Here is a 22,655-nt window from a genome sequence, read left to right as displayed (position 1 = left end):
AAGAAATGGATAGAGCCTCCTTCGTTGGGATCATGCGGAGTATGAGAGGCTGTGATTTAGGGATAACCAAATGTTTAAACTGATTACGCCAAGTACCGACAACCAACTGAATAAATACTACCATTTTCGCTGGCAAATGCTGCGTGAGCCATGGCATCTACCGATCGGCTCGGAGCGCGATGAGTATGATGGCATGAGCCATCACAGGATGATTGTCGATGGTCGTAACCGACCGATTGCCATTGGTCGCTTGTACATTACGCCAGATTGCGAAGGGCAAATTCGCTATATGGCGGTTAAAAGTAGCCGTCGCAATAAAGGTATGGGCTCTTTGGTGCTGGTGGCGCTAGAGTCGCTGGCTCGTCAAGAAGGTGCAAAGCGCCTAGTCTGTAGCGCCCGTGAAGATGCGATTGCATTTTATGAAAAGAACGGCTTTGAACGCCGGGGCTCGCTCAATGATGAACGCGGTCCGGTTCGACATCAACAAATGGTCAAACCGCTCGATCCCATGGCCAATGTGATTCGCAAACCTGAATGGTGTACTGAACTGCAAGAACGCTGGGCCACGCACATTCCTATCAGCGAAAAAATGGGCATTAAGGTGACTCAATATACGGGCTACCAATTTGAGTGCAGCGCTCAGCTCAATCCGAATTTGAACCCACACAACACCTTATTTGCAGGCTCGGCATTTACCCTTGCCACCTTGACCGGATGGGGAATGGCATGGTTGCTGATGCGTGAGCGAAGCCTGAATGGCGATATTGTTTTGGTTGATAGCCGCATCCGCTATCGTCACCCTGTGGTGCATAACCCTTTAGCCTTCACTTCATTGGATGGCATCAGTGGCGATTTAGATCGTTTAGCCAGTGGACGTAAAGCGCGTATCGTCGTCAATGTCACTATCACCAGTGGCGGTAAACCCGCCGTTGAATTTACGGGAACCTATATGTTGATCCCCAATTACAAGGCATTGTTAGCCGCCGCATCATCGGCTGAGTAAGTATCGGTTTCTGGATCACACGAATAGATGGTGTGCTGTGTGTTGTGGAGCAGTTCGAAGTGCATCTCACGGCACATCTGCTGGAGGTTAAGGTTAAGTTGTCCTTTCTCCAACTTGACCAAATCCACGTGACCATCAAGGTTTGCCTTGAGCGTCTTTCCAACCAGCGGCGTTGTATTAATCATCATCCGCCCTCTGTCTGAGTGAATGACTAAACCTTCGAGCGTAAACGGCTCATGGCTGAGGTTTTGCTCAGGATCGCTTAGCGTTAATATGCCTTGTCGAATATTGAGCGTTGCTTCACCTGTGAGGGAGTGGGCGAAGGTGGCGTAGTCTCCGGCGAGGCCGTTGACCTGCGCTTCCAATTCACTGATACCCTCTATGGTAAAGGGAAGCTGGGTGACTTTATTGAGCACCGCTAGCGGTAGCCCATCGGCATGAATGTTGGCTTGCCAAGGCTGACTCAACGTTTGGAAATTCCAACGTGCAGTGGCATCGATATAGCCGTTTTCTAACGGCATGAATAAACGATCTAGGTACCATTGGCCTTGTTCGCTGCGCATCTCAACGACGCTTTGCGTGCTCAATAGTGAATCGTAGCTGGCGCTGTTTGCGCTGATATTGAGCGTGCCTTGCCACAATCCCAAGCGTTTCTCTTTTACGAGAGTTAGTTGCTTCCCTTTGGCATGGACACCAGACAATTGCCAATAAGGTGGCGCAAACAATTGAATGAGTTGGCTATTGGCGATGGTGAGTTGCTCGATGGTGAGGTTATCAACCCACGGCCAATGCTGGCTCAGCGACGTAAAATCATCTTTGCTTTCGCTCACCCATTTTACACCGCGAATAGTGAGCTGTTGCAGCGATGCTGAGGTTGGGGTGATAACACCCGCCCATTGAATATCACCTTGCTTAAATTCACTACTAAAATCCTCAATAATCAGTTTACCCGGCTCGGTGCGCAGGCTAAAGGTCGGCTCCACCCACTGCTGACCTAGCCAAGTTGCATCGTCGGCTCGCAGCGATAATTTACCTTGTTGCTGCTGCCAAATATTGCTGTGTGGATAAATGTTCTCCAGCGAAATATCGACGTTACGCAAGCTGATATCCGCAAGCTCGATCTGACTGTTTAAAATATCTAAGCTATTGATATGGTCTATTTTGTCAAAGAGCTGAAACCAACCCGATTGGCGTAAGGAATGACTCATATCTCGGCTAAGATTGAGTTTTTCCAGTGTCACATTGATCAGCGACCAACCTTGAGGATACTGCTCGGCTTGACCTGAAATAGCCGCGCCGCGCCATGACAACGAGAGCCCATAGACGGTGCTGTTGGCAGGTTTGTAATCCATATCGAGCAGTAGGTTATTCAGCGCTTCTCCTTGCCAATAAAATTGTTCAGCTGAGAGTTGTATCTCGCCGAAAGGCAGAGCTGTTGGATCATCCGACCAATGTGGATTTTTAATCTGTAGGTTAACACCGCGCGCTAGCCAACCTTGTTGGGCGATGTCGGCGTGATTGAGCGCGATTTGGCTCACCGAAATGGGCCATGATCGCAAATCGGTAGGAAGGCCATTTTGTAGACTGATACCACTAAGTAGCACGCTATCAACGGCGATTTTTTGGTCGCGAATGAGCTGTGGGCTGAGCCAAATATCGGCTTGCTCTATCGGGATATGCTGCTTATTTTGCCGCAGTGTTAATTGGTTGAACTGAAAATGCAAAGGATACTGGTATTGAAGAGATTGAAACGTCACGTTTCCTTTCGAAAGCCGTTCAACGAGAGTTTGAGCAACGGGAGTAGCATAAGAGGTATGTAGCAGTGCAAACATACCCAGCATGAAAGTGAGAAATAGCGCGATGATCGCAATCAGCAATGCCAAAGCCTTGTTCATGGTGTCCTTACTCGTAAATCGTTACCTGCGACAGAGTGAAACAAATTACCTCACGCAGCAACAAAAAAAGCCCCTTATCAAAGGGGCTTGCTACTGACTTATCAGTTTTAGTCGAGTTGTGGGCCTGCGGCCACTAATGCTTTACCTTCTGCGTTATCAGTATACTTGGCAAAGTTATTGATAAAGCGCGAGGCGAGATCTTCAGCTTTGCTTGTCCATTGTAGAGGATCCACATAAGTATCGCGTGGGTCGAGAATGGTTGGGTTCACACCAGGTAGTGAGGTTGGCACTTCAAGATTGAAGATTGGAATATGCTTGGTTGCTGCTTTCTCAATCGAACCATCTAAGATAGCGTCAATGATGGCGCGGGTATCTTGAATCGAGATGCGTTTACCGCTACCGTTCCAACCAGTGTTGACTAGATAAGCTTCAGCACCAGCTGCTTCCATACGTTTTACCAACACTTCGGCATATTGTGTTGGGTGGAGCGTTAAAAACGCTGCGCCAAAACAGGCTGAGAAGGTTGGTGTTGGTTCGGTGATGCCACGTTCAGTACCCGCTAGTTTTGCCGTAAAGCCAGACAAGAAGTGATACTTGGTTTGCTCTGGAGTCAATTTAGAGACTGGTGGAAGCACACCAAATGCATCCGCAGATAGGAAGATCACTTTATTGGCGTGACCACCTTTCGATACAGGCTTAACGATGTTTTCGATGTGGTAGATAGGATAAGAAACACGAGTATTCTCGGTTTTAGAACCATCATCAAAGTCAATCGAACCATCGCTACGTACTGTGACGTTTTCCAGTAGCGCATCACGGCGGATCGCGTTGTAGATGTCAGGCTCGGCTTCTTTGGAGAGCTTGATGGTTTTCGCGTAGCAACCGCCTTCAAAGTTAAAGACACCATCATCATCCCAGCCGTGCTCGTCATCGCCGATTAACGCGCGTTTTGGATCGGTAGAGAGTGTGGTTTTTCCTGTGCCAGATAGGCCAAAGAAAATCGCCACATCGCCATCTTTAGCCATGTTGGCTGAGCAGTGCATTGAAGCAATACCTTGCAGTGGAAGGAAGTAGTTCATCATTGCGAACATCCCTTTCTTCATTTCACCGCCGTACCAAGTACCGCCGATCAACTGCATTTTTTCCGTTAAGTTAAACACAGTGAAGTTTTCTGAGTTCAGGCCTTGCTCTTGCCATTTGTCATTGGTGCATTTGGCACCATTCATGACCACAAAATCAGGTTCGAAGTTAGCTAGCTCTTCTTCTGTTGGGCGAATGAACATGTTTTTGACGAAGTGCGCTTGCCACGCCACTTCAGTAATGAAGCGCACGCAAAGGCGCGTATCTGCGTTGGCACCACAGTAACCGTCAAGAACGAATAGACGTTTAGCGGATAGTTGACGACCCACTAGTGCTTTTAGATCATTCCATACTTCTTGGTTAATCGGTTTGTTATCGTTTTTCGCTTGTTCAGATGTCCACCATAGGGTATCGCGTGTGGTGTCATCTTTGACAATGAATTTATCTTTTGGTGAGCGGCCTGTAAAAATGCCAGTATCAACGGCAACAGCGCCAAGTTCAGTGACGACGCCTTTTTCGTAGCCTTCAAGGTCTGGGCGAGTTTCCTCGGCAAATAACAGTTCATAGCTTGGGTTGCGAACCACTTCGACTACGTTGGTTATTCCGTATTTGGTCAGGTCTAGTTGTGCAGCCTTTGTATGTTCCATAACGGTCATAGGTGCTCCTTGTAAGAGATTTTGTAGGGATTTTGTAATAATGTTTGTAATTGTTATCTGCTCACCATGCTAGCAACGGGTGGGGGATAAAACAGGGACACAGTTCAAAAATTGCCCATGACACTCCTGTGGTTTTAGGTGTCCCGTCACATATTGGCGCAACTATTTTATCGCGTACGCAAACCTTTGCGCTAGATCAATAAGATTAATACTTTTAAAAAAATAAGTACGCCATTCTGTTTGTTTAAGGCTTGATTTTACTGGGTTTTGATCACAAAAAAAGCCAGCATAAAGCTGGCTCTGATACGTTTTCTTCGTGCTTGTTAATTCATGCAAATTAATGAATTGTGTCGCTTCCTGAGGAGGCTTGTGCGTAGAGTGTTGCGATCTCAGCCTCTTCAAATGAGTAGTTGGTGCCACAGTAATCACAATGTAAAGAAACGGATCCTTCAGACGATAAAATGTCGTAAATTTCCTCTTTGCCTATTGTGATGATGGCCGCCCCACTGCGTTCACGTGAACAACCACAATGAAATTCCACGGGTTGTGGGGTGAACAACTGAACTTTCTCTTGGTTATACAGGCGATACAACAGATCAGTGGCTTCTAAGGTGAACAGCTCTTCGTTTTTTACGGTGTTAGTTAACTGCTCTAAGTGCTCAAAATCATCGGGCGTACCCGTTCCATCTGGAATAGTTTGCAGTAACATGCCAGCGGCACAGGCTTTTCCATCTTGCGTACCAATGCGTATCCAAAGGCGTGTTTTCAACTGTTCAGAGCGGATGAAGTAACCTTCCAGCACTTCCACTAAGTTATCACCCTCTAAACCGACCACACCTTGGTAGCGCTCGCCTTTCTTGGGCTCGATAGTGATAACTAAATGACCTTTACCCATCAAAGTGTGTAGGTCGGCATCATCGGCAATATCGCCTTTCCAGCGTGCGACACCACGCACTTTCTGTTCATTATCACCATTGATAACGACTAAGGAAACTGGGCCATTGCCTTGCAATTGCATGGTAATTGAGCCTTCAAACTTCAGCGTTGCGGTTAGCAAGGTCGTTGCGACGAGCAGTTCGCCCAAAAGTTTTTGTACTGGGGCTGGATATTCCTGGCTCGAAAGGATGTGTTGATACGCGTCGTCTAATTGTACCAACTCGCCACGTACGGATAGATCTTCAAATAAGTAGCGATTTAAAATGTTATTTGCCATTTAGCTATTTCCTCGGAACATGGTCCAGCTTTTATTGATGTTTAAATTTAATGATGTCACGACGCTCTTTTTTGTCTGGTCTGCGTTCGGGGCTTGGGTTGTGTGCGTTGAGCTTACGTTGCTCGGCATGATGGGCACGTTTGGCGATGCTTGCTGCGGTTTCCGAATACAGGGTTTTTGCTTCTGGCGCGCTGCGCCTTTGCCCTAACAGATTGATCACAGTGACGATTTTCTCTTCTTGGCCTTGGCGCAAGGTAATCGTTGCCCCAAGCTCGACAATTTTACTTGGCTTGGTGCGTTGGCCATTATAATGGACTTTACCACCATCGACCATACTGCGTGCGATCGACCGCGTTTTATAAAATCGTGCTGCCCATAGCCATTTATCCAATCTTATTTGCTCTGTCGCAGAACTCATACTACAAATGTGCCTCAAAGGGAGTTAGTCTTGTACGTTTTATGGCCTTTACAATGGTGTTTTGGTTCCAGATTTTCAAGCTACCCGACAAAATAATGTCAGTAAAAATGACGAGAATGTCTCCTATGATATATTAATGTGTTTTTGTAGCGCGATCTTCGCGGTCTTATGTATCTGTTCCATTTAAATGGAATTAAATGGAAGCATAGTTTAAATGAAATGGAAGTATAGTTTGAGGCCAATACGCCGGTTTTCGTCTGGCTAACGGCTCATGAATGTGAAACATCATGGTTGAAGTAAGAAAATATCAGTAAGGACATCTTTTGAGGCGAATCGATTTTAGCAGTATGACCTCATCTCGCTTATGGCAAGCAGGTTTGCTACAAAAAATACCGCAATGGCAGAAACAAATCAGCCAATTTCTTACCTTAGTATTGCTGGTCACGTCGGCTTGGATTCTAGGAAAAATGGTGTGGCTGATTCAGCAAAACGCGGTTGATATAACGCCTTGGTCTCCAAGAGCAATCGCATCAACGCCGAATGCGGCGCGTTCGCTTGATCTCTCTTCTTTACAACAAGGAAGTTTATTTGGTCGCTATAGCGAGCAGAAGGTCGAAGCCGCACAGCCTGTGGTCAAAGATGCACCTAAAACCAGCCTTAGCTTATTATTGGTTGGGGTGGTGGCGAGCAATGAACCGAGTAAGAGTCTAGCGGTAATCGCAAATCGTGGTAGCCAAGCGACCTATGGTGTTAACGAAGTCATTGAAGGAACCCGTGTCAAATTGAAAGCGGTGTTCAATGATCGCGTCATTATTGACAACTCAGGGCGCGATGAAACCTTGATGTTGGATGGAATTGACTATCATAAACCGAGTGTGGCAACGCCTGAGCGCGTTGTTGCATCGAATGTGCGTGGTAATAACCCAGCGTCTGCAGAAGAGAAGTTGGATGACATTCGCGCCGCTATTGCCAGCAATCCGCAAGAAATCTTTAAATATGTACGCTTGTCGCAAGTGAAACGTGATGACAAAGTGCTTGGATACAGAGTGAGCCCTGGGCAATCTCCTGAGTTGTTTGAGTCGGTAGGGCTACAAGATGGCGATGTCGCAATCGCGTTAAACGGTCAGGATTTAACGGACCCGGACGCCATGAATAAGATTTTTCAGTCAGTCTCTGAGTTAACCGAAATGAACTTAACAGTCGAAAGAGACGGGCAATCCCATGACATTTATATCCAATTTTAGACAGACTGATGCATGAGCATGAGTTTAGGGAGTAAGACGTGAAGCATTGGTTAAACAAAACGACGTGGTTATTGATGGGTGGCTTGTTGTCATCGCCGTTAGCCATGGCAAACGATTTTAGTGCCAGCTTTAAAGGCACCGATATTCAAGAATTCATCAATATCGTGGGCCGTAATCTTGAAAAAACAATCATTGTTGATCCTTCCGTTCGGGGGAAGGTTGATGTCCGCAGCTATGACACACTTAATGAAGAGCAATACTACAGCTTCTTTTTGAATGTATTGGAAGTGTATGGTTTTGCCGTGGTGGAAATGGACAACGGCGTGCTCAAAGTGATCAAGTCGAAAGATGCCAAAACGTCTGCGATTCCTGTCGTTGGCGATGAAGGAAAAGAGAACGGTGATAGCGTGATCACGCGCGTTGTTGCGGTGCGGAATGTTTCGGTACGAGAGCTTTCACCTTTGCTGCGCCAGTTGATCGATAACGCAGGAGCGGGCAACGTAGTGCATTATGATCCGGCGAACATCATTTTGATTACAGGTCGTGCTGCGGTCGTCAACCGTTTAGCCGATATCATCAAACGAGTTGACCAAGCCGGTGACAAAGACATCGAAGTGGTGGAGCTGAGTAATGCATCTGCCGCTGAAATGGTGCGTATTGTGGAGGCATTAAACAAAACCACGGATGCCAAAAATACCCCAGAGTTTTTGCAACCTAAGCTGGTGGCCGATGATCGTACCAATTCGATTTTGATCTCAGGTGATCCTAAAGTTCGTGCACGCCTAAAGCGATTGATCACTCAGCTTGATGTCGAGATGGCGACCAGAGGCAACAACCGCGTCATTTATCTTAAGAATGCGAAAGCGGAAGATTTGGTTGATGTGTTGAAAGGGGTGTCTGACAACTTGCAGGCTGAAAAACAGTCTGGGCAAAAAACGGGGCAAAGTTCACAACGCACCGAAGTGATGATTTCAGCACATGCGCCGACCAATTCGTTAATTGTTACCGCCCCACAAGACATCATGAAAGAGCTAGAAGATGTGGTTGCGCAGTTGGATATTCGTCGCGCTCAGGTATTGATTGAAGCGCTGATTGTTGAAATGGCTGAAGGGGATGGCATCAACTTAGGCGTGCAATGGGGCTCACTCGACAACGGTTCTGTGATTCAGTATGGCAACGCGGGCGCGCCAATCGGTAAGGTAATGATTGGTTTAGAAGAAGCCAAAGATACCACCACCAGTAAAGCTGTTTATAATTCTGATGGTACTTTCTTGCGTAATGAAAACACCACCACCAAAGGGGATTACTCTACTTTGGCGTCAGCGCTCGGTGCGGTCAATGGTGCAGCCATGAGCTTAGTGATGGGCGACTGGACCGCGCTGATCAGCGCCGTGTCGAGTGACTCCAACTCGAACATCTTGTCATCACCGAGTATTACGGTGATGGATAATGAAGAAGCCTCCTTCATCGTGGGCGAAGAGGTGCCTGTTTTGACAGGTTCGAGCGCGGGCGCAAATAACGATAATCCTTTCCAAACCGTAGAACGCAAAGAGGTCGGTATCAAGCTGAAAGTGGTACCACAAATCAACGAAGGCGACTCAGTTCAATTGAAAATTGAGCAGGAGGTATCCAACGTATTAGGAGCGAATGGTGCCGTCGATGTCCGTTTTGCAAAGCGCCAATTAAACACATCGGTCATCATTCAAGACGGGCAAATGTTAGTGCTGGGGGGGTTGATTGATGAGCGCGCGGTCGAAAGTGAATCCAAAGTCCCACTATTAGGCGATATACCGGTTTTAGGCTATTTGTTCAAATCGACCAGTACCCAAGTTGAGAAGAAAAACCTGATGGTATTTATTAAGCCGACCATCATTCGTGATGGGATGACGGCCGATGGCATCACTCAGCGTAAGTACAACTACATTCGTGCTGAGCAGCTCTATAACGCTGATCGCGGTTTGAAGTTGATGGCGAACGATAATATCCCTGTGCTGCCCAAGTTTGGTGATGAGCGCACCCATTCTGCGGAAGTACAAGCCTTCATCGAACAAATGGAAAAACAGCAATGACCGAAGTTTTGTCGCAACCTCACTACCGTCGCTTACCGTTTAGCTTTGCCAATCGTTTTAAATTGGTATTAGAGCTGGTAGAAGACAACGAGCTGCCGACGTTATTTTATGTCGCACCGCTGGCTATCGAATCATTAGTCGAAGTGAAACGAGTCGTGAAACAGCCGCTCAACTTGGTTGAAATTTCACTGGCCGAATTTGAAAGTAAGTTGACCCAAGCTTACCAACGAGACTCGTCAGAAGCGCGACAATTAATGGAAGATATTGGTGCTGACAGTGATGATTTCTTCTCATTAGCCGAAGAGCTGCCGCAAAATGAAGATTTGTTAGAGTCAGAAAACGATGCGCCCATCATCAAATTGATCAACGCTATGCTTGGCGAAGCGATCAAAGAGGGCGCGTCGGATATTCACATTGAAACCTTTGAGAAAATCTTGTCGATTCGTTTTCGTGTCGATGGAGTACTGCGTGAAGTGTTAGCGCCGAGTCGTAAATTAGCGCCGTTGCTGGTTTCACGCGTCAAAGTAATGGCTAAGCTTGATATCGCTGAAAAACGTGTACCACAAGATGGACGCATTTCATTACGCATTGGCGGCCGAGCGGTTGATGTTCGCGTGTCCACCATGCCTTCGTCTCACGGTGAGCGTGTGGTGATGCGTTTGCTAGATAAAAACGCCACGCGCTTAGATCTGCACAGTCTAGGAATGACGGCCGCCAACCACGAAAGCTTCCGTCAATTAATCAAACGACCACATGGCATTATTTTGGTGACGGGTCCAACCGGTTCAGGAAAATCCACCACCTTGTACGCTGGCCTGCAAGAACTCAACAGCAACGAGCGTAATATTTTAACCGTTGAAGACCCGATTGAGTTCGATATTGATGGTATCGGCCAAACTCAAGTCAATCCTAAAGTGGACATGACTTTTGCGCGAGGATTACGTGCTATTTTGCGTCAAGACCCGGATGTGGTCATGGTTGGGGAAATTCGTGATTTAGAAACCGCGCAGATTGCGGTACAAGCGTCTTTAACTGGGCACTTGGTGATGTCGACTTTGCACACCAATACCGCCATCGGTGCGATAACACGTTTGCGCGATATGGGAATTGAACCCTTTTTGATCTCATCATCGCTGCTTGGCGTATTGGCACAACGCTTAGTGCGTACCTTATGTCCCGATTGCAAAGAGGCCTACCAAGCAGACAATGAGCAGAAAAAACTGTTCAATTGTAAGAAAAAAGAGTCGCTGACACTGTATCGTCCGAAGGGCTGTGACAAATGCAATCACAAAGGGTATCGAGGCCGAACGGGTATACATGAATTGTTGCTGATTGATGATGAGGTACAAGCCTTAATTCATAGCGAAGCCGGAGAGCAAGCGATTGAAAAAGCGGTGCGGGCGAAAACACCGAGCATTCGTGATGACGGGCTTGATAAAGTGCTGAAAGGCATTACCTCACTTGAAGAAGTGATGCGAGTGACGAAGGAAGCATAATGGCGGCATTTGAATATAAAGCGCTCGACGCCAAAGGCAAACAAAAAAAGGGTATTATTGAGGGGGACCATGCTCGGCAGGTTCGCCAGCGCTTAAAAGAGCAAGGGCTTATACCGATTGAACTCATTGAGACGCAAGCGAAAGCGGCTCAGCGTGAGCAATCGCCTTTGAGTTTTAAGCGCGGTATCAGTACACCGGATTTAGCGCTCATTACTCGCCAGTTATCCACTTTAGTGCAGTCAGGCATGCCATTAGAAGAGTGTTTGAAAGCGGTATCTGAACAATCGGAAAAGCCGCGTATTCGCACCATGTTGGCCGCTGTTCGTTCCAAAGTGACTGAGGGGTATACCTTGTCAGACAGCTTAGGTGATTACCCACATATCTTTGATGACCTGTTTCGTTCGATGGTTGAAGCGGGCGAAAAATCAGGTCATTTGGATTCGGTGCTTGAGCGTTTAGCGGACTATGCTGAGAATCGCCAAAAAATGCGTTCCAAGTTACAACAAGCGATGATTTATCCAGTGGTGTTGGTGGTGTTCGCGGTGTGTATTGTGGCTTTTTTGCTGGCGGCTGTGGTGCCTAAAATCGTCGGACAATTTGTCCAAATGGGGCAAGAATTACCGAAGTCGACTCAATTTTTACTCTCCTCAAGTGATTTTATCCAGCATTGGGGTGTCCAATTGCTGGTGCTATTGGTGATCTTGATTTATCTCGTCCGATGGTTGCTAAGCAAGCCGAACTTGCGGTTGAAGTGGGATAAAAAAATCATCGGCATGCCGTTGATTGGCAAAATCACTCGCGGTCTCAATACTGCGCGTTTTGCGCGAACTTTGTCGATTTGTACCTCCAGTGCGATTCCTATTTTGGATGGGATGCGTGTGGCGGTGGATGTGATGTCCAATAAATACGTTAAGCAACAAGTGTTGTTGGCGGCTGACAATGTTCGCGAAGGGTCGAGCTTGCGTAAAGCGCTTGAGCAAACCAAGTTATTTCCACCGATGATGCTGCATATGATCGCCAGTGGTGAACAAAGTGGTGAGCTCGAAAGTATGCTGACGCGCTCGGCCGATAACCAAGACGCGAGTTTTGAATCGACGGTCAACATCGCATTAGGTATTTTTACCCCGGCACTGATTGCATTGATGGCTGGGTTGGTACTGTTTATCGTGATGGCGACCTTGATGCCGATTTTAGAAATGAATAATTTAATGAGTCGTTGATCATGACTGAATTCTGCAATGATAACGACCAAACTATGTTGGAGGTTGGAATGAGAACAAAAACAAATAAACAGTCGGGCTTTACTTTGCTTGAAGTGATGGTGGTTGTGGTTATTTTGGGTATTTTGGCGAGTTTTGTGGTGCCTAATTTGCTCGGTAATAAAGAAAAAGCTGACCAACAAAAAGCGATTACCGATATTGTCGCACTCGAAAATGCGTTGGATATGTATAAATTAGACAACAGCGTGTACCCAACGACAGATCAAGGCTTAGAAGCGCTAGTGACCAAGCCGTCGAATCCTGAGCCACGCAACTACCGCGATAACGGTTATATTCGCCGTTTGCCAAATGACCCTTGGGGCAACCCTTATCAATACTTAAGCCCTGGTGATAACGGTACGATTGATATCTTCACGCTGGGTGCTGATGGTCAAGAAGGCGGCGAAGGCGCCAGTGCCGACATAGGCAACTGGAACATGCAAGATTTCCAATAAGAGAGAGGGCGGCCTTAGCCGCCCCATTTATCTGATGCTATCTCAACGCGGTTTTACCCTACTCGAAATACTGCTGGTGCTCGTGCTGCTCTCGCTCAGTGCTGTGGCCGTTATATCGACGCTACCTAGCACGAACAACGATGATGCGAAACAGTACGCGATGAGCCTTTATCAGCGTCTACAACTGAGTAATGAAGAAGCCATTCTCAGTGGCAAAGATTTTGGTTTGCGGGTCGATGAAAAAAAATCGCATCTGGTTTTCCTATCGATGGAGGACAAGGGATGGAAGCCGCTAGAGAGCAAGAAAATGGCTTCACAGCTCCAACTGCCTGAGGGGTTATCTCTCCAGTTTGAGCTGGGAGGAAGTGCATGGAAAAACGACGATCGACTCTTCAAACCGGGCAGTCTGTTTGATGACGATAAGTTTGCTGATGAAAACGAACAGAAAAAGCAGCTACCACCACAAGTGTTTATTTTATCGAGTGGTGAGCTGACCCCTTTTGTCCTGAGCATCCATCTTAATCAGCAAGATGCAGAGCAAGGCTGGCGAGTGGTAGTGAAAGAAAACGGGGAAATCACGCTGTTCGCTCCGGGAGATGCGATCGATGGGTAAACAAAAAGCGATGACGCTGTTAGAAGTCTTGGTGGCGCTGGCTATTTTTGCCACCGCTTCCATCAGTGTGATCCGTTCGGTCAGCCAACACATCAATACCGTGAGTTATTTGGAAGAAAAAGCGTTTGCCGCCATGGTGGTCGATAACCAGATGGCGCAAGTGATGCTTACTCCTCAAAACGTACAAGCGAAAAATGGCAGTGAGGTATTGGCGGGCCGAACCTGGTATTGGAAAGTCACTTTAGTACCCACTGCGGATAATTTATTGAAAGCTTTTGATGTCAGCGTGGCTAGTGAAAAAGAAGGATCACCTTTGGTGACAGTGAGAAGTTATGTCGCCAAATAAACAAAACAAAGGCTTTACCCTGATTGAAGTGCTGGTGGCGATTGCGATTTTCGCTAGTTTGAGCGTTGGTGCTTACCAAGTATTGAACCAAGTCCAGCGCAGTAATGAGATTTCAGCCCAACGTAGCCAACGTTTGAACGAATTGCAGCGCGCCATGGTGTTAATGGATGGCGATTTTCGGCAGATGGCAACGCGTCAATTTCGCACCAATGGTGAAGAGCCAAGTCAACAGATGCTGATTTGGAAAGAGTACTTGCTCGACTCCGATCAAAAAGGAGTGCTGTTTGCACGATTAGGTTGGCATAACCCACAGCAGCAATTTCCACGCGGGGAAGTCACTAAGGTCGGCTACCGAATTAAAGAGGGCGTGTTAGAGCGTATATGGTGGCGTTATCCTGATACTCCTGCAGGGCAAGAAGGGATCATCACGCCATTGTTACATGATGTTGAGTCACTATCGCTGCGCTTTTATAACCAAGATAAATGGAGTGAAGAGTGGAGTGATGCCTTGAAAATCCCACGGGCGGTGGCCGTGAAATTGGCGCTGAAAGATTATGGCGAGATTGAGCGTATCTACCTTACTGCTGGTGGTGGCATCAATTCGACCAATAAAGAGGCTGATAATAATGGCGCACCCTAATCGAGCCCAACGCGGTGTGGCGTTAATCGTTATCTTGCTGTTGTTGGCGATTATGGTGTCGATTGCCGCAACCATGTCCGAGCGTTTATTCACACAGTTTCAAAGAGCGAATAATCAAATTAGTTACCAGCAAGCCTATTGGTATAGTGTGGGTAGTGAAGCTTTAGCCAAAGTTGCTATCGAGCAGAGCTACAAAGACAACGAAACGATTAACTTAAGTCAACCTTGGGCGATGAAAGAGCAAACGTATCCATTGGATTACGGCACTCTGAAAGGGCGCATCCTTGATAAACAGGCTTGTTTTAACCTGAATGTACTCTCGAGAGCCAGACCTGCGGCAGGGAGTGTCGAAAAACCCTATTTAGTGCAAGTGTTGCAACGGTTATTGGAAGAGCTTGAGGTTGAAAGCTATCAAGCCGAAGTGATTGCCGATTCGGCTTGGGAGTATATTGATGGCGATTCAGATGTGCAGTCCTCTTATGGCGTAGAAGACAGCCAGTATGAATCAATGTCTCCTGCTTATCTGGCGGCGAATAGTTTACTTGCGGATAACAGTGAGTTGCGCGCGGTTCAGCAGGTGAGCGGTGATGTAATGAATAAAATAGCGCCTTATATCTGTACTCTCCCCACTGATGATTGGCGTTTGAATATCAATACCTTGGAACCCGATCATGCCAAGTTATTGGTGGCGATGTTCAGCCCGCACTTAAGTGAAGGGGATGCAAAAAACTTACTCGAGAGCCGACCATTTGATGGCTGGGCTTCGGTAGACAATTTTCTCGCAGAGGCCGCATTGGCTGCTGTGGAGAGCAAAGTGAAAGAAGAAGCGAAACAGTACCTAGCTGTCGATAGTGCTTATTTTGAACTGGATGCTCAAATCTTGGTTGATGACTCGCGAGTTCGTATTCGCAGTTTATTGTTTAGTGATAATAGAGAAACCGCAACGGTCATACGCCGTCGCTTTGGAGGGATCAGTGAGCGAGTTTCTGACCGTTCGGCTGAGTAGTCAACAAGACGCTGAAATACCTTGGCTGGTGTGGTCAACACAGCAGCAAGAAGTGATTGCCAGCGGTGAAATATCCGGATGGGAGCAGCTATCTCAGCTCTCTAGCTATGCGGCTGAACGCGCCACGATTGTGCTGCTCGCTGCCAGTGATTTAGTTCTGACTGAGGTCGCGATTCCATCAGGGGCGGCTCGTCGCTTAGAGTCAATGTTGCCTTATCTAATCGAAGATGAGATCGCACAAGATGTGGATGAGCTGCATTTTTCAATTTTGCATAAAACCGCTTCCACCGCTTACGTTGTCGGGATGGATCGTGCTTGGTTGCGTACCCGCTTAGATGAGCTCAAAGCCGCGGGTTTTGACGTGAAAAAGGTATTACCGGATGTGTTGGCTATACCTGCATTAGAGGGGTTGTCGGCACTGCAGATCGGCCAAGAATGGTTAATCCGTAAAGGTGAGTATTTAGGGGTGAGCATTGAACCGCAGTGGTTAACGCTGTTTAGTGCTTCAGAATGGGTCAAGCAAGAGGGGCACTATTTACCTCTAGAGGCGTATACCCCGCTCCCTGAGCTGACATTGGCTGAAGGGCAACATTGGCAACAGGCCGAGCCTCATTTAGTCATGGCGTTGCTGACTCAGCAAGCAATAGCGAGCAAAGTGACTTTACTGACGGGAAGTTTTAAAACCAAGTCCTCGTTTTTGAAGCATTGGCAAGTATGGCAAAAATGCGCATTAGCGGCCGCGGTGTTGATTGTAATTTCAACCAGCCACCATCTTTTGCAAGCAGGGCACTACGAAGCGCAAGCCGATGCTTATCGAGCGGAGAGTGAACGTGTTTTTCGCGCGGTTTTCCCTGATAAACAGAAAATACCCACCATCAGTTACCTGAAAAGACTGATGAATGATGAAGCGGCTCGACTCTCTGGCGGTGAAGCCAATGGTTCGATGTTGGAGTGGTTGTCGAAGTTGCCCAGCAGTATCGGCAGCGTACCGAACATGCAGTTGCAAAGTGTTAAATATGATGGCAATCGGGGTGAAATTCGCCTTGAAGTTCAAAGTAATGATTTTGAAAGCTTTGAACAAGCGCGCCTTAAATTGGAAAAGCAGTTTGTGGTTGAGCAAGGGCAGTTAAACCGCTCGGGTTCTGTAGTTAATGGTACCTTCATACTGAAAAGCCAGTGAGGTTAGTGACATGAAAAATAGCCTGAGTGCACTTCAACAACGATGGGCGACCTTTTCCCCTCGTGAACAGAAATTACTGTTAGGTGGTGTGTCGCTGTGTGTGGTTGCGATCATTTACTGGGGCATTTTAGCGCCACTTAATCAGAAAACCGAGCTTGCGCAAGCCCGGATTATCAGTGAAAGACAATTGCTTAATTGGGTGACGGATAAGGCCGATGCCATTACTCAATTGCGCGCACAAGGTGGTGGGGTGGCAACGACGCAACCGCTCAATCAAGTCATCTCATCAAGTGTGCAGCGTTTTCAAATTGAGCTTATTCGTATTCAACCGCGTGATGAAATGATGCAGGTTTGGATACAACCACTTCCTTTCTCTAAATTGGTGGATTGGCTTGCCTTTCTAAAAGAGCAGCAAGGTGTCGATGTCGAGTTTATGGACATCAACCGTGCTCAGCAAAGTGGCGTTGTCGAAGTAAAACGCTTACAACTGAAGCGAGGTGGTGAGTGAAAAAGAAATTGCTCTATAGCGGGTTCCTTGTAATGGTTTTTCTCATCAGTGTGGTCGCGCATATTCCGGCTTCCTTGGTGATGAATCAACTCTCCTCTTCCGAAGTCATGCGTGTCACTGGTGTTGACGGTACGGTGTGGTCTGGTAGTGCTCAGCAACTCTTTTGGCAAGGGCAAAATGTCGGCGATCTCAACTGGGACATCCAAGTATCACAACTGCTGATGGCCAAGTTTGAAGTGGCGGTACGCTTTGGACGCGGTAGTGATATGGGAGTTCGTGGCAAAGGCAATCTTGGTCTGGGGTTTTCTGGCCCTTATGCAGACAAGGTTGTGGTTTCTGTCGCGGCTAATAAATTAGCGGCGCTGTTTCCGCTGCCTGTACCAGTGACTTTTCAGGGGCAAGTCGAGTTGTCCCTGAACCATTACCGCTATGATAGCCCGTGGTGTGAATCTGCCGAAGGCTCACTTGCGTGGACTCATGGCCGAGTTGACTCACCTTTAGGAGAGCTCTCGCTTGGTCCGGTAGTGGCAGATCTGCAATGTCAAAGCAATCAGATGACATTGAACGGTCAGCAAAACAGTGAGCAAATGAGCAGTGAGTTTGCCCTGCAGCTGCAACCAGACATGAGTTACAGTGCGAAAGCATGGTTTAAACCTGAAGCGCAATTCCCACCCGAAATGGCGGATCAATTACAGTGGATTGGAGCGCCAGACAACCAAGGTAAATATCAGTTTAATTATCAAGGCCAGCTTTGATTGGTTTTTTTAACCGTAATCATTTCATACCCCCAATAAAAGTGCTGAGTCTATTGATCAGCATTTTTATTGGTAATGGCCGTTATGGTTTGACTTGTAAAATGGTATTCCAAGGCAAATCAGCATCCCCTAACACAATAAAGTTGGGGTTTTCTAACGTTTCACGCTCATTGTAGGACAGCGGTTGCAGTTGCGTGTTGAGGATGCGTCCGCCCGCCTCTTCTACGATGCATTGCGTGGCGGCGGTATCCCATTCACCGGTTGGGCCGAGACGCAAATAGCAGTCGACAGCACCTTCTGCGACTAAACACGCTTTCAGCGCTGCCGAGCCCAGCGGCACTAGCTCATAATTCCATGCGCTGCTCATGCAACTTGTAATACGGTTAATATCTTGGCGGCGACTGATCGCAATCGCGATGGATTGCCCAACGGTTTCGTGCTTGTGTGTTTCAATACGCAAGCTTTCAGACATGTCGGGGATCTTCCATGCGCCTTTGCCTGCGTAGGCGTAGTAGGTCACGCCAGAAACGGGCCCATAGACGACGCCCATCACTGGTTGGTTTTCTTCGATCAGTGCGATAATGGTGGCAAAGTCACCACTGCGCGCAATAAACTCTTGCGTACCATCAAGCGGGTCAACCAACCAGTACCGCTGCCATTGGCTGCGTTTTTCTAGGCTAATGTCCGCCGCCTCTTCCGACAAAACAGGAATATCTGGCGTGAGTTCACTCAGTCGTTCGCAGATCAGTTTATGCGCAGCAAGATCGGCACTGGTGACAGGGGTGTGGTCACTTTTGGTGAACGCTTCGTAGTTTTTCTTTTCGTAGATATCGAGAATCAATTGCCCGGCAGAGCGAGCGATTTCAATTACGTCAGGCAGTAAGTAAGATAAATTATTGGCTGTTGGCATCATCAATCCTATAGCTCTACTTTGTTATTTTAGGCTGCGCAGAGCAAGCAGTAGTGCGGTAATGCTTCGGGCTTCACAGAAATCGAGGTGAGTCAGTAGCTCTTCTGCTTGGGCCAGAGGCCAGCGAATGACCTCTAAAGGTTCGGGTTCATCGCCTTCCATTACTTCTGAGTATAGATCTTGTGCTAAGAAGAGTGTCATTTTGCTCGAAAAGTAAGAGGGGGCAAGTACCACCTCTTTTAAGGGGGTTAAGGTGCTTGCGCCAAAACCAATTTCTTCTTTGAGTTCACGATTTGCTGCTTGTTGCGGGCTTTCTCCTTGGTCAATCAAACCCTTAGGGAATCCGAGCTCATAGCGTTCAGTACCAGCGGCATACTCTCGAACCAGCAGTAAATCTCCTTGTGCCGTTACTGGCACCATCATGACTGCATGCCGGCCGCTCGGTTTCATTCGTTCATAGGTGCGCTGTTCGCCGTTAGAAAAGCGTAAATCTAATGATTCGATGGTAAACAGGGTCGATTGGGCTGCCGTTCTTTGGGCTAAAATTTCGGGCAGTTTTTTGGTTGGCATACACTAATTCCCGTAAGGCAAATGACTTTTCTAACTATATGAGAAAATGACCTTAATTGAAAAGGACTTGAGCGCGGCAAATGATTTTAAGTATAAAAAAGCCGAGAATCTCATCTCGGCTTCGTTTTTCTGGAATCCACGAATCTAGTGAGTCACTAGTAGTAAGAGTGCTCACCACGATCGTGTTCAGTAGCATCGCGCACCGCGGTTAATTCGCCTTCAAATTGTTGAAGCAGTTCTTTTTCAATGCCTTCTTTGAGGGTGACATCGACCATTGAACAACCGTTACAGCCGCCGCCAAAGGCGACAATCGCAATACCATCTTCGGTGATTTCAACCAAGCTGACATGGCCACCATGGCCAGCTAACTGCGGGTTGACTTGAGTTTGAATCGCATATTCCACACGTTCAATCAGGCTTGCGTCATCAGACACTTTACGCATCTTCGCATTCGGAGCTTTAAGTGTCAGTTGTGAACCCATTTTATCAGTGACGAAATCGATCTCTGCGTCTTCTAAAAACGGCAAGCTCAGTTCATCGACATACGCAGAAAAACCTTCAAAGGCAATTTCAGTATCAGTCGCTTCTACTGCCTCGGGTGGACAATAAGAGACGCCACACTCTGCATTTTGAGTGCCTGGATTGACTACAAAAACTCGGATGTTAGTACCATCAGGCTGTTGCCCAAGCAACTTGCCGAAATGGGTTTGGGCTGTTTCGGTAATAATAATAGAATTTGACACGACGAATACCTGAGTAAATTTATAGGTTATTACTTGCCATTCTACTCCTGAAACACGGCGGATCCAGTCCTTTTTACGCGCTAAATAAAACCGTGTTGGTTAATCTTTAGGTTCAGGAGTGCGGCATATGCAGTAAATATCAATCCTTTCGACACCGACTTCAAGCAGTAATTGACAGATTTGCTGCACGGTGCTGCCCGTGGTCACTACATCGTCAACAAGTGCAATGTGCTTGTGCGTGGGGAGGTGCCGTAGTGTGAATACATGTTTGAGATTTTGTTTGCGCTGTAATTTAGAAAGCCCTTGCTGCTGGGGCGTTGCGCGATTGCGTTTGATCAACTGGTTATCGCAGCTAGCCCCCAGTTGTTGACTTAATTGAGAGGCAAGTAGTGCACTTTGATTGAAGCCGCGTTTTAAGCGCCGTTGCCAGTGTAACGGAACGCTAGTGATGAGCGGGGCGGGAGTGTCGATACGTGGCGTCAGTAAGGCACTCAAATGGCGAGATTGCCAAAATTGACCTTCATATTTGAGTTGATGAATGGTGTGACTGAGCGGAAAAATATAGTCGCCGACACAGTATAGGCGTTGCCAAGGCGGAGGATTCGCTAAACATTGCCCACATTGAGGCACGGTAATAAGCGTTGGCAGGCCGCACTGTTGGCAGCGAGGTTGCGGTGCAAAATAGGTTAGGCAGGTCTTACACCAAGCCCCAGTTTGGTGAGTTTCAATCGGTAAACGACACAGTAGACACTGACGGCTTACCAAGCGAGTGATGGTTTTTTGAACCCAATGCGATAACATAACTCAACCAAAGCTGTGAAACGAAGTATGGTTATACTCTTGCAACTTGAATCAGTCTTTGTGTTGACCGTGATTTCAAGTCAGTGAGTGTATGATCGGTATTTTTTCAGCGAAGAAGTGTGAATTTAGTGGGGGAATTTGTGAGCATGGCCACAGCGTTATATTGGCAAGCCTCAGGCGAGGGCGATGATCTTGTCTTGGTGCACGGTTGGGGGATGAATGGTGCAGTATGGCAGCAGGCGGTCGATGTGCTTAAAGGACATTTTCGTGTACATGTGGTTGATTTGCCTGGTTATGGGCACAGCGCTGCTAGCCACGCCGCTGATCTAGAAGAGATCGCGCAAGCGCTAATCATGCAAGCGCCTAAACAAGCCATTTGGGTCGGTTGGTCTTTGGGTGGGTTAGTGGCGACTCATATGGCACTGCATCACCCAAGTTATGTGAGCAAATTGGTCACTGTGGCGAGCTCTCCCAAATTTGCGGCACAGAAACCGTGGCGTGGCATTCTCCCTCAAGTGCTCAGTGCCTTTACTGAACAGTTAATGGACGATTTTCAGGCTACTGTTGAGCGCTTTATGGCGCTGCAAGCGATGGGCAGCCCTCAGGCAAAGCAAGATGTCAAATACCTAAAACAAGCGGTGTTATCACGGCCCGCGCCGAACCCACAATCATTGTTAGCGGGTTTGGTCATGTTGGCGGAGGTGGATTTGCGCCAGCCGTTGACAGCACTCTCGATTCCCATGCTTCGTCTATATGGTCGGCTTGATGGTTTGGTGCCGGTTAAGGTGGCGCAAGAGTTGCAAAAAACCTTGCCCAATAGCGAGCAGTACATTTTTGGCAATTCCTCCCACGCACCGTTCATCACTGAACTGGACGATTTTTGCCAGCAGCTCATCGCCTTTGCACGTTAAGGCATTGATACCCATGCAATGTCTTTCTACTTAAAGCTACAGCTGTGTTGGCTCACCTCAATCACATCGTTGCTCTCTCATGGGGATTCACCCGTTTGCTGTCTTTATCTGTAGCGTCCTGAAACGTCAAGCCGTTGGGTACAAATGTTAAATTAAAAATAAATTTGCTAAAAGTTTGAGCAATCTGGTCGATATAAAGTCTAACCCAGTAGTGCTGAGCGAAAGCAGGTCTATCGGGGCGGGCGATACTGAGGAGGTTTCGGCTATGATGGTGTCACCAACGAACGTAAGTGTGCCACTTATCGCCCCATCGGTTAATGTGCAAACGGAACAGGCCGCGCGTGACAATCGGATCCGCGCCCCTGTGATGCCAACCGTCGAACTGGCTAAAACCAACGCTGAGCGTAAGGTAAAGGCGGATGATAAAAGACGAAAACAGTCGTCATGGGACCCTTCAGAGCACCCAAGCTATGAGGTTGGCACCGAATACGAAACATCGACTTCTTATCAAGAGGAGCAGAAAAGCGAGCTCGAAAGGCTGTTTGACTTGCTCGCTCTCGCCACCTACAGCAAGGATCAAGGTAAAAGCTATACGATGCGGTTTAGGTTACCTAAACACATTATTGATGCTGCGATAACCGAAGGCAAAATGGCGCGCCGGCGAACTGTAATTAAGTACTATTATGGTCACGCGGTTGCACCCAATACGCCTTCTGAAGTGATTGCGGTGTTGTAGGTCGATGAATGCGACTTATCGCGATAAATAAAATCCCCACTTAGGCATTGGCCGCAGTGGGGATTTGTGTTTTTTGCGGCTCTGATATGAGCGACGTGGTTAGGTGCTTTTCACTGTGATTCGTTTATCCAGTAAGTTACGCATCGCC

The 22,655-nt window shown here is 47.5% G+C and carries 23 protein-coding genes; 15 read left to right on the top strand and 8 right to left on the bottom strand.

The window, feature by feature from the left end; all coding sequences use genetic code 11:
- Positions 1 to 70: 70 nt before the first annotated feature.
- Complete coding sequence (locus AACQ79_RS01450; protein ID WP_017043511.1) at positions 71 to 1,003, top strand: bifunctional GNAT family N-acetyltransferase/hotdog fold thioesterase; 933 nt, start codon at positions 71 to 73, stop codon at positions 1,001 to 1,003.
- Here AACQ79_RS01450 and AACQ79_RS01445 read toward each other — a convergent pair.
- The 4 genes from AACQ79_RS01445 to hslR form a co-directional block, all read right to left on the bottom strand.
- Complete coding sequence (locus AACQ79_RS01445; protein ID WP_170899622.1) at positions 964 to 2,898, bottom strand: AsmA family protein; 1,935 nt, start codon at positions 2,896 to 2,898, stop codon at positions 964 to 966. The two genes, AACQ79_RS01450 and AACQ79_RS01445, sit on opposite strands and share 40 nt — an antisense overlap.
- Before the next feature lie 107 nt (positions 2,899 to 3,005).
- The gene (gene pckA / locus AACQ79_RS01440; protein ID WP_013855443.1) at positions 3,006 to 4,634 is read right to left on the bottom strand and encodes a phosphoenolpyruvate carboxykinase (ATP); all 1,629 of its coding nucleotides are present in this window, start codon (positions 4,632 to 4,634) and stop codon (positions 3,006 to 3,008) included.
- Between the two features lie 337 nt (positions 4,635 to 4,971).
- Positions 4,972 to 5,847: an Hsp33 family molecular chaperone HslO gene (gene hslO / locus AACQ79_RS01435; RefSeq protein WP_013855441.1), complete on the bottom strand. Its 876-nt coding sequence runs from the start codon at positions 5,845 to 5,847 to the stop codon at positions 4,972 to 4,974.
- Between the two features lie 31 nt (positions 5,848 to 5,878).
- Positions 5,879 to 6,265 (bottom strand): ribosome-associated heat shock protein Hsp15, encoded by a 387-nt coding sequence (hslR, locus tag AACQ79_RS01430; protein ID WP_170899621.1) that lies wholly within the window; start codon positions 6,263 to 6,265, stop codon positions 5,879 to 5,881.
- Positions 6,266 to 6,612: 347 nt separating this feature from the next.
- On the opposite strand from hslR, the gene gspC reads away from it, so the two are divergent.
- The 12 genes from gspC to AACQ79_RS01370 are packed head-to-tail and all read left to right on the top strand — an operon-like array spanning position 6,613 to position 17,836.
- Entirely contained in the window at positions 6,613 to 7,509 is an 897-nt protein-coding gene (gene gspC / locus AACQ79_RS01425) for a type II secretion system protein GspC (protein ID WP_231140402.1), read from the top strand.
- A gap of 38 nt (positions 7,510 to 7,547) precedes the next feature.
- Positions 7,548 to 9,578, top strand: a complete 2,031-nt coding sequence (gspD, locus tag AACQ79_RS01420) for a type II secretion system secretin GspD (RefSeq protein ID WP_088731476.1) — start codon at positions 7,548 to 7,550, stop codon at positions 9,576 to 9,578.
- Complete coding sequence (gspE, locus tag AACQ79_RS01415; RefSeq protein WP_019282846.1) at positions 9,575 to 11,074, top strand: type II secretion system ATPase GspE; 1,500 nt, start codon at positions 9,575 to 9,577, stop codon at positions 11,072 to 11,074. The genes gspD and gspE overlap by 4 nt, the downstream gene beginning before the upstream one ends.
- The gene (gspF, locus tag AACQ79_RS01410; protein ID WP_170899620.1) at positions 11,074 to 12,294 is read left to right on the top strand and encodes a type II secretion system inner membrane protein GspF; all 1,221 of its coding nucleotides are present in this window, start codon (positions 11,074 to 11,076) and stop codon (positions 12,292 to 12,294) included. The genes gspE and gspF overlap by 1 nt, the downstream gene beginning before the upstream one ends.
- A gap of 50 nt (positions 12,295 to 12,344) precedes the next feature.
- Complete coding sequence (gene gspG / locus AACQ79_RS01405) at positions 12,345 to 12,788, top strand: type II secretion system major pseudopilin GspG (RefSeq protein WP_010319321.1); 444 nt, start codon at positions 12,345 to 12,347, stop codon at positions 12,786 to 12,788.
- Between the two features lie 34 nt (positions 12,789 to 12,822).
- The gene (gene gspH / locus AACQ79_RS01400; protein WP_088728560.1) at positions 12,823 to 13,401 is read left to right on the top strand and encodes a type II secretion system minor pseudopilin GspH; all 579 of its coding nucleotides are present in this window, start codon (positions 12,823 to 12,825) and stop codon (positions 13,399 to 13,401) included.
- Complete coding sequence (gspI, locus tag AACQ79_RS01395; protein WP_017045697.1) at positions 13,385 to 13,747, top strand: type II secretion system minor pseudopilin GspI; 363 nt, start codon at positions 13,385 to 13,387, stop codon at positions 13,745 to 13,747. Before gspH ends, gspI begins: the two co-directional genes overlap by 17 nt.
- Positions 13,734 to 14,387: a type II secretion system minor pseudopilin GspJ gene (gspJ, locus tag AACQ79_RS01390; RefSeq protein WP_019282845.1), complete on the top strand. Its 654-nt coding sequence runs from the start codon at positions 13,734 to 13,736 to the stop codon at positions 14,385 to 14,387. Before gspI ends, gspJ begins: the two co-directional genes overlap by 14 nt.
- Positions 14,374 to 15,393: a type II secretion system minor pseudopilin GspK gene (gspK, locus tag AACQ79_RS01385; RefSeq protein ID WP_170899619.1), complete on the top strand. Its 1,020-nt coding sequence runs from the start codon at positions 14,374 to 14,376 to the stop codon at positions 15,391 to 15,393. The genes gspJ and gspK overlap by 14 nt, the downstream gene beginning before the upstream one ends.
- Positions 15,362 to 16,573 (top strand): type II secretion system protein GspL, encoded by a 1,212-nt coding sequence (gene gspL, locus AACQ79_RS01380; RefSeq protein ID WP_170899618.1) that lies wholly within the window; start codon positions 15,362 to 15,364, stop codon positions 16,571 to 16,573. Before gspK ends, gspL begins: the two co-directional genes overlap by 32 nt.
- A 10-nt stretch (positions 16,574 to 16,583) precedes the next feature.
- Positions 16,584 to 17,081, top strand: coding sequence for a type II secretion system protein M (locus tag AACQ79_RS01375; protein WP_170895680.1), 498 nt, complete (start codon positions 16,584 to 16,586; stop codon positions 17,079 to 17,081).
- The gene (locus AACQ79_RS01370) at positions 17,078 to 17,836 is read left to right on the top strand and encodes a type II secretion system protein N (RefSeq protein WP_170895681.1); all 759 of its coding nucleotides are present in this window, start codon (positions 17,078 to 17,080) and stop codon (positions 17,834 to 17,836) included. The genes AACQ79_RS01375 and AACQ79_RS01370 overlap by 4 nt, the downstream gene beginning before the upstream one ends.
- A gap of 82 nt (positions 17,837 to 17,918) precedes the next feature.
- Here AACQ79_RS01370 and cysQ read toward each other — a convergent pair whose 3' ends face one another.
- The 4 genes from cysQ to AACQ79_RS01350 all read right to left on the bottom strand — a co-directional run bounded on the left by cysQ (position 17,919) and on the right by AACQ79_RS01350 (position 20,860).
- Positions 17,919 to 18,746: a 3'(2'),5'-bisphosphate nucleotidase CysQ gene (gene cysQ, locus AACQ79_RS01365; RefSeq protein ID WP_010319313.1), complete on the bottom strand. Its 828-nt coding sequence runs from the start codon at positions 18,744 to 18,746 to the stop codon at positions 17,919 to 17,921.
- 24 nt (positions 18,747 to 18,770) lie between these two features.
- A complete protein-coding gene (gene nudE, locus AACQ79_RS01360) occupies positions 18,771 to 19,316 on the bottom strand; it encodes an ADP compounds hydrolase NudE (protein WP_010319312.1) in 546 nt (181 codons plus the stop codon).
- Positions 19,317 to 19,471: 155 nt separating this feature from the next.
- Positions 19,472 to 20,059, bottom strand: a complete 588-nt coding sequence (nfuA, locus tag AACQ79_RS01355) for a Fe-S biogenesis protein NfuA (RefSeq protein ID WP_013855425.1) — start codon at positions 20,057 to 20,059, stop codon at positions 19,472 to 19,474.
- A gap of 99 nt (positions 20,060 to 20,158) precedes the next feature.
- Positions 20,159 to 20,860: a phosphoribosyltransferase family protein gene (locus AACQ79_RS01350; protein WP_170899617.1), complete on the bottom strand. Its 702-nt coding sequence runs from the start codon at positions 20,858 to 20,860 to the stop codon at positions 20,159 to 20,161.
- 146 nt (positions 20,861 to 21,006) lie between these two features.
- Between AACQ79_RS01350 and bioH the strand changes: the two genes are divergently transcribed.
- Positions 21,007 to 21,771, top strand: coding sequence for a pimeloyl-ACP methyl ester esterase BioH (bioH, locus tag AACQ79_RS01345; RefSeq protein ID WP_038148688.1), 765 nt, complete (start codon positions 21,007 to 21,009; stop codon positions 21,769 to 21,771).
- A 265-nt stretch (positions 21,772 to 22,036) separates the two neighbouring features.
- Entirely contained in the window at positions 22,037 to 22,507 is a 471-nt protein-coding gene (locus AACQ79_RS01340; RefSeq protein WP_026027513.1) for a hypothetical protein, read from the top strand.
- Positions 22,508 to 22,655: the final 148 nt, after the last annotated feature.

This window comes from Vibrio sp. 3-2(1) (assembly GCF_963887575.1).
Lineage (GTDB): Bacteria > Pseudomonadota > Gammaproteobacteria > Enterobacterales > Vibrionaceae > Vibrio > Vibrio anguillarum.
The sequence above is the reverse complement of the archived record's forward strand: the minus strand, read 5'-3'. Positions and strand labels throughout refer to the sequence as shown.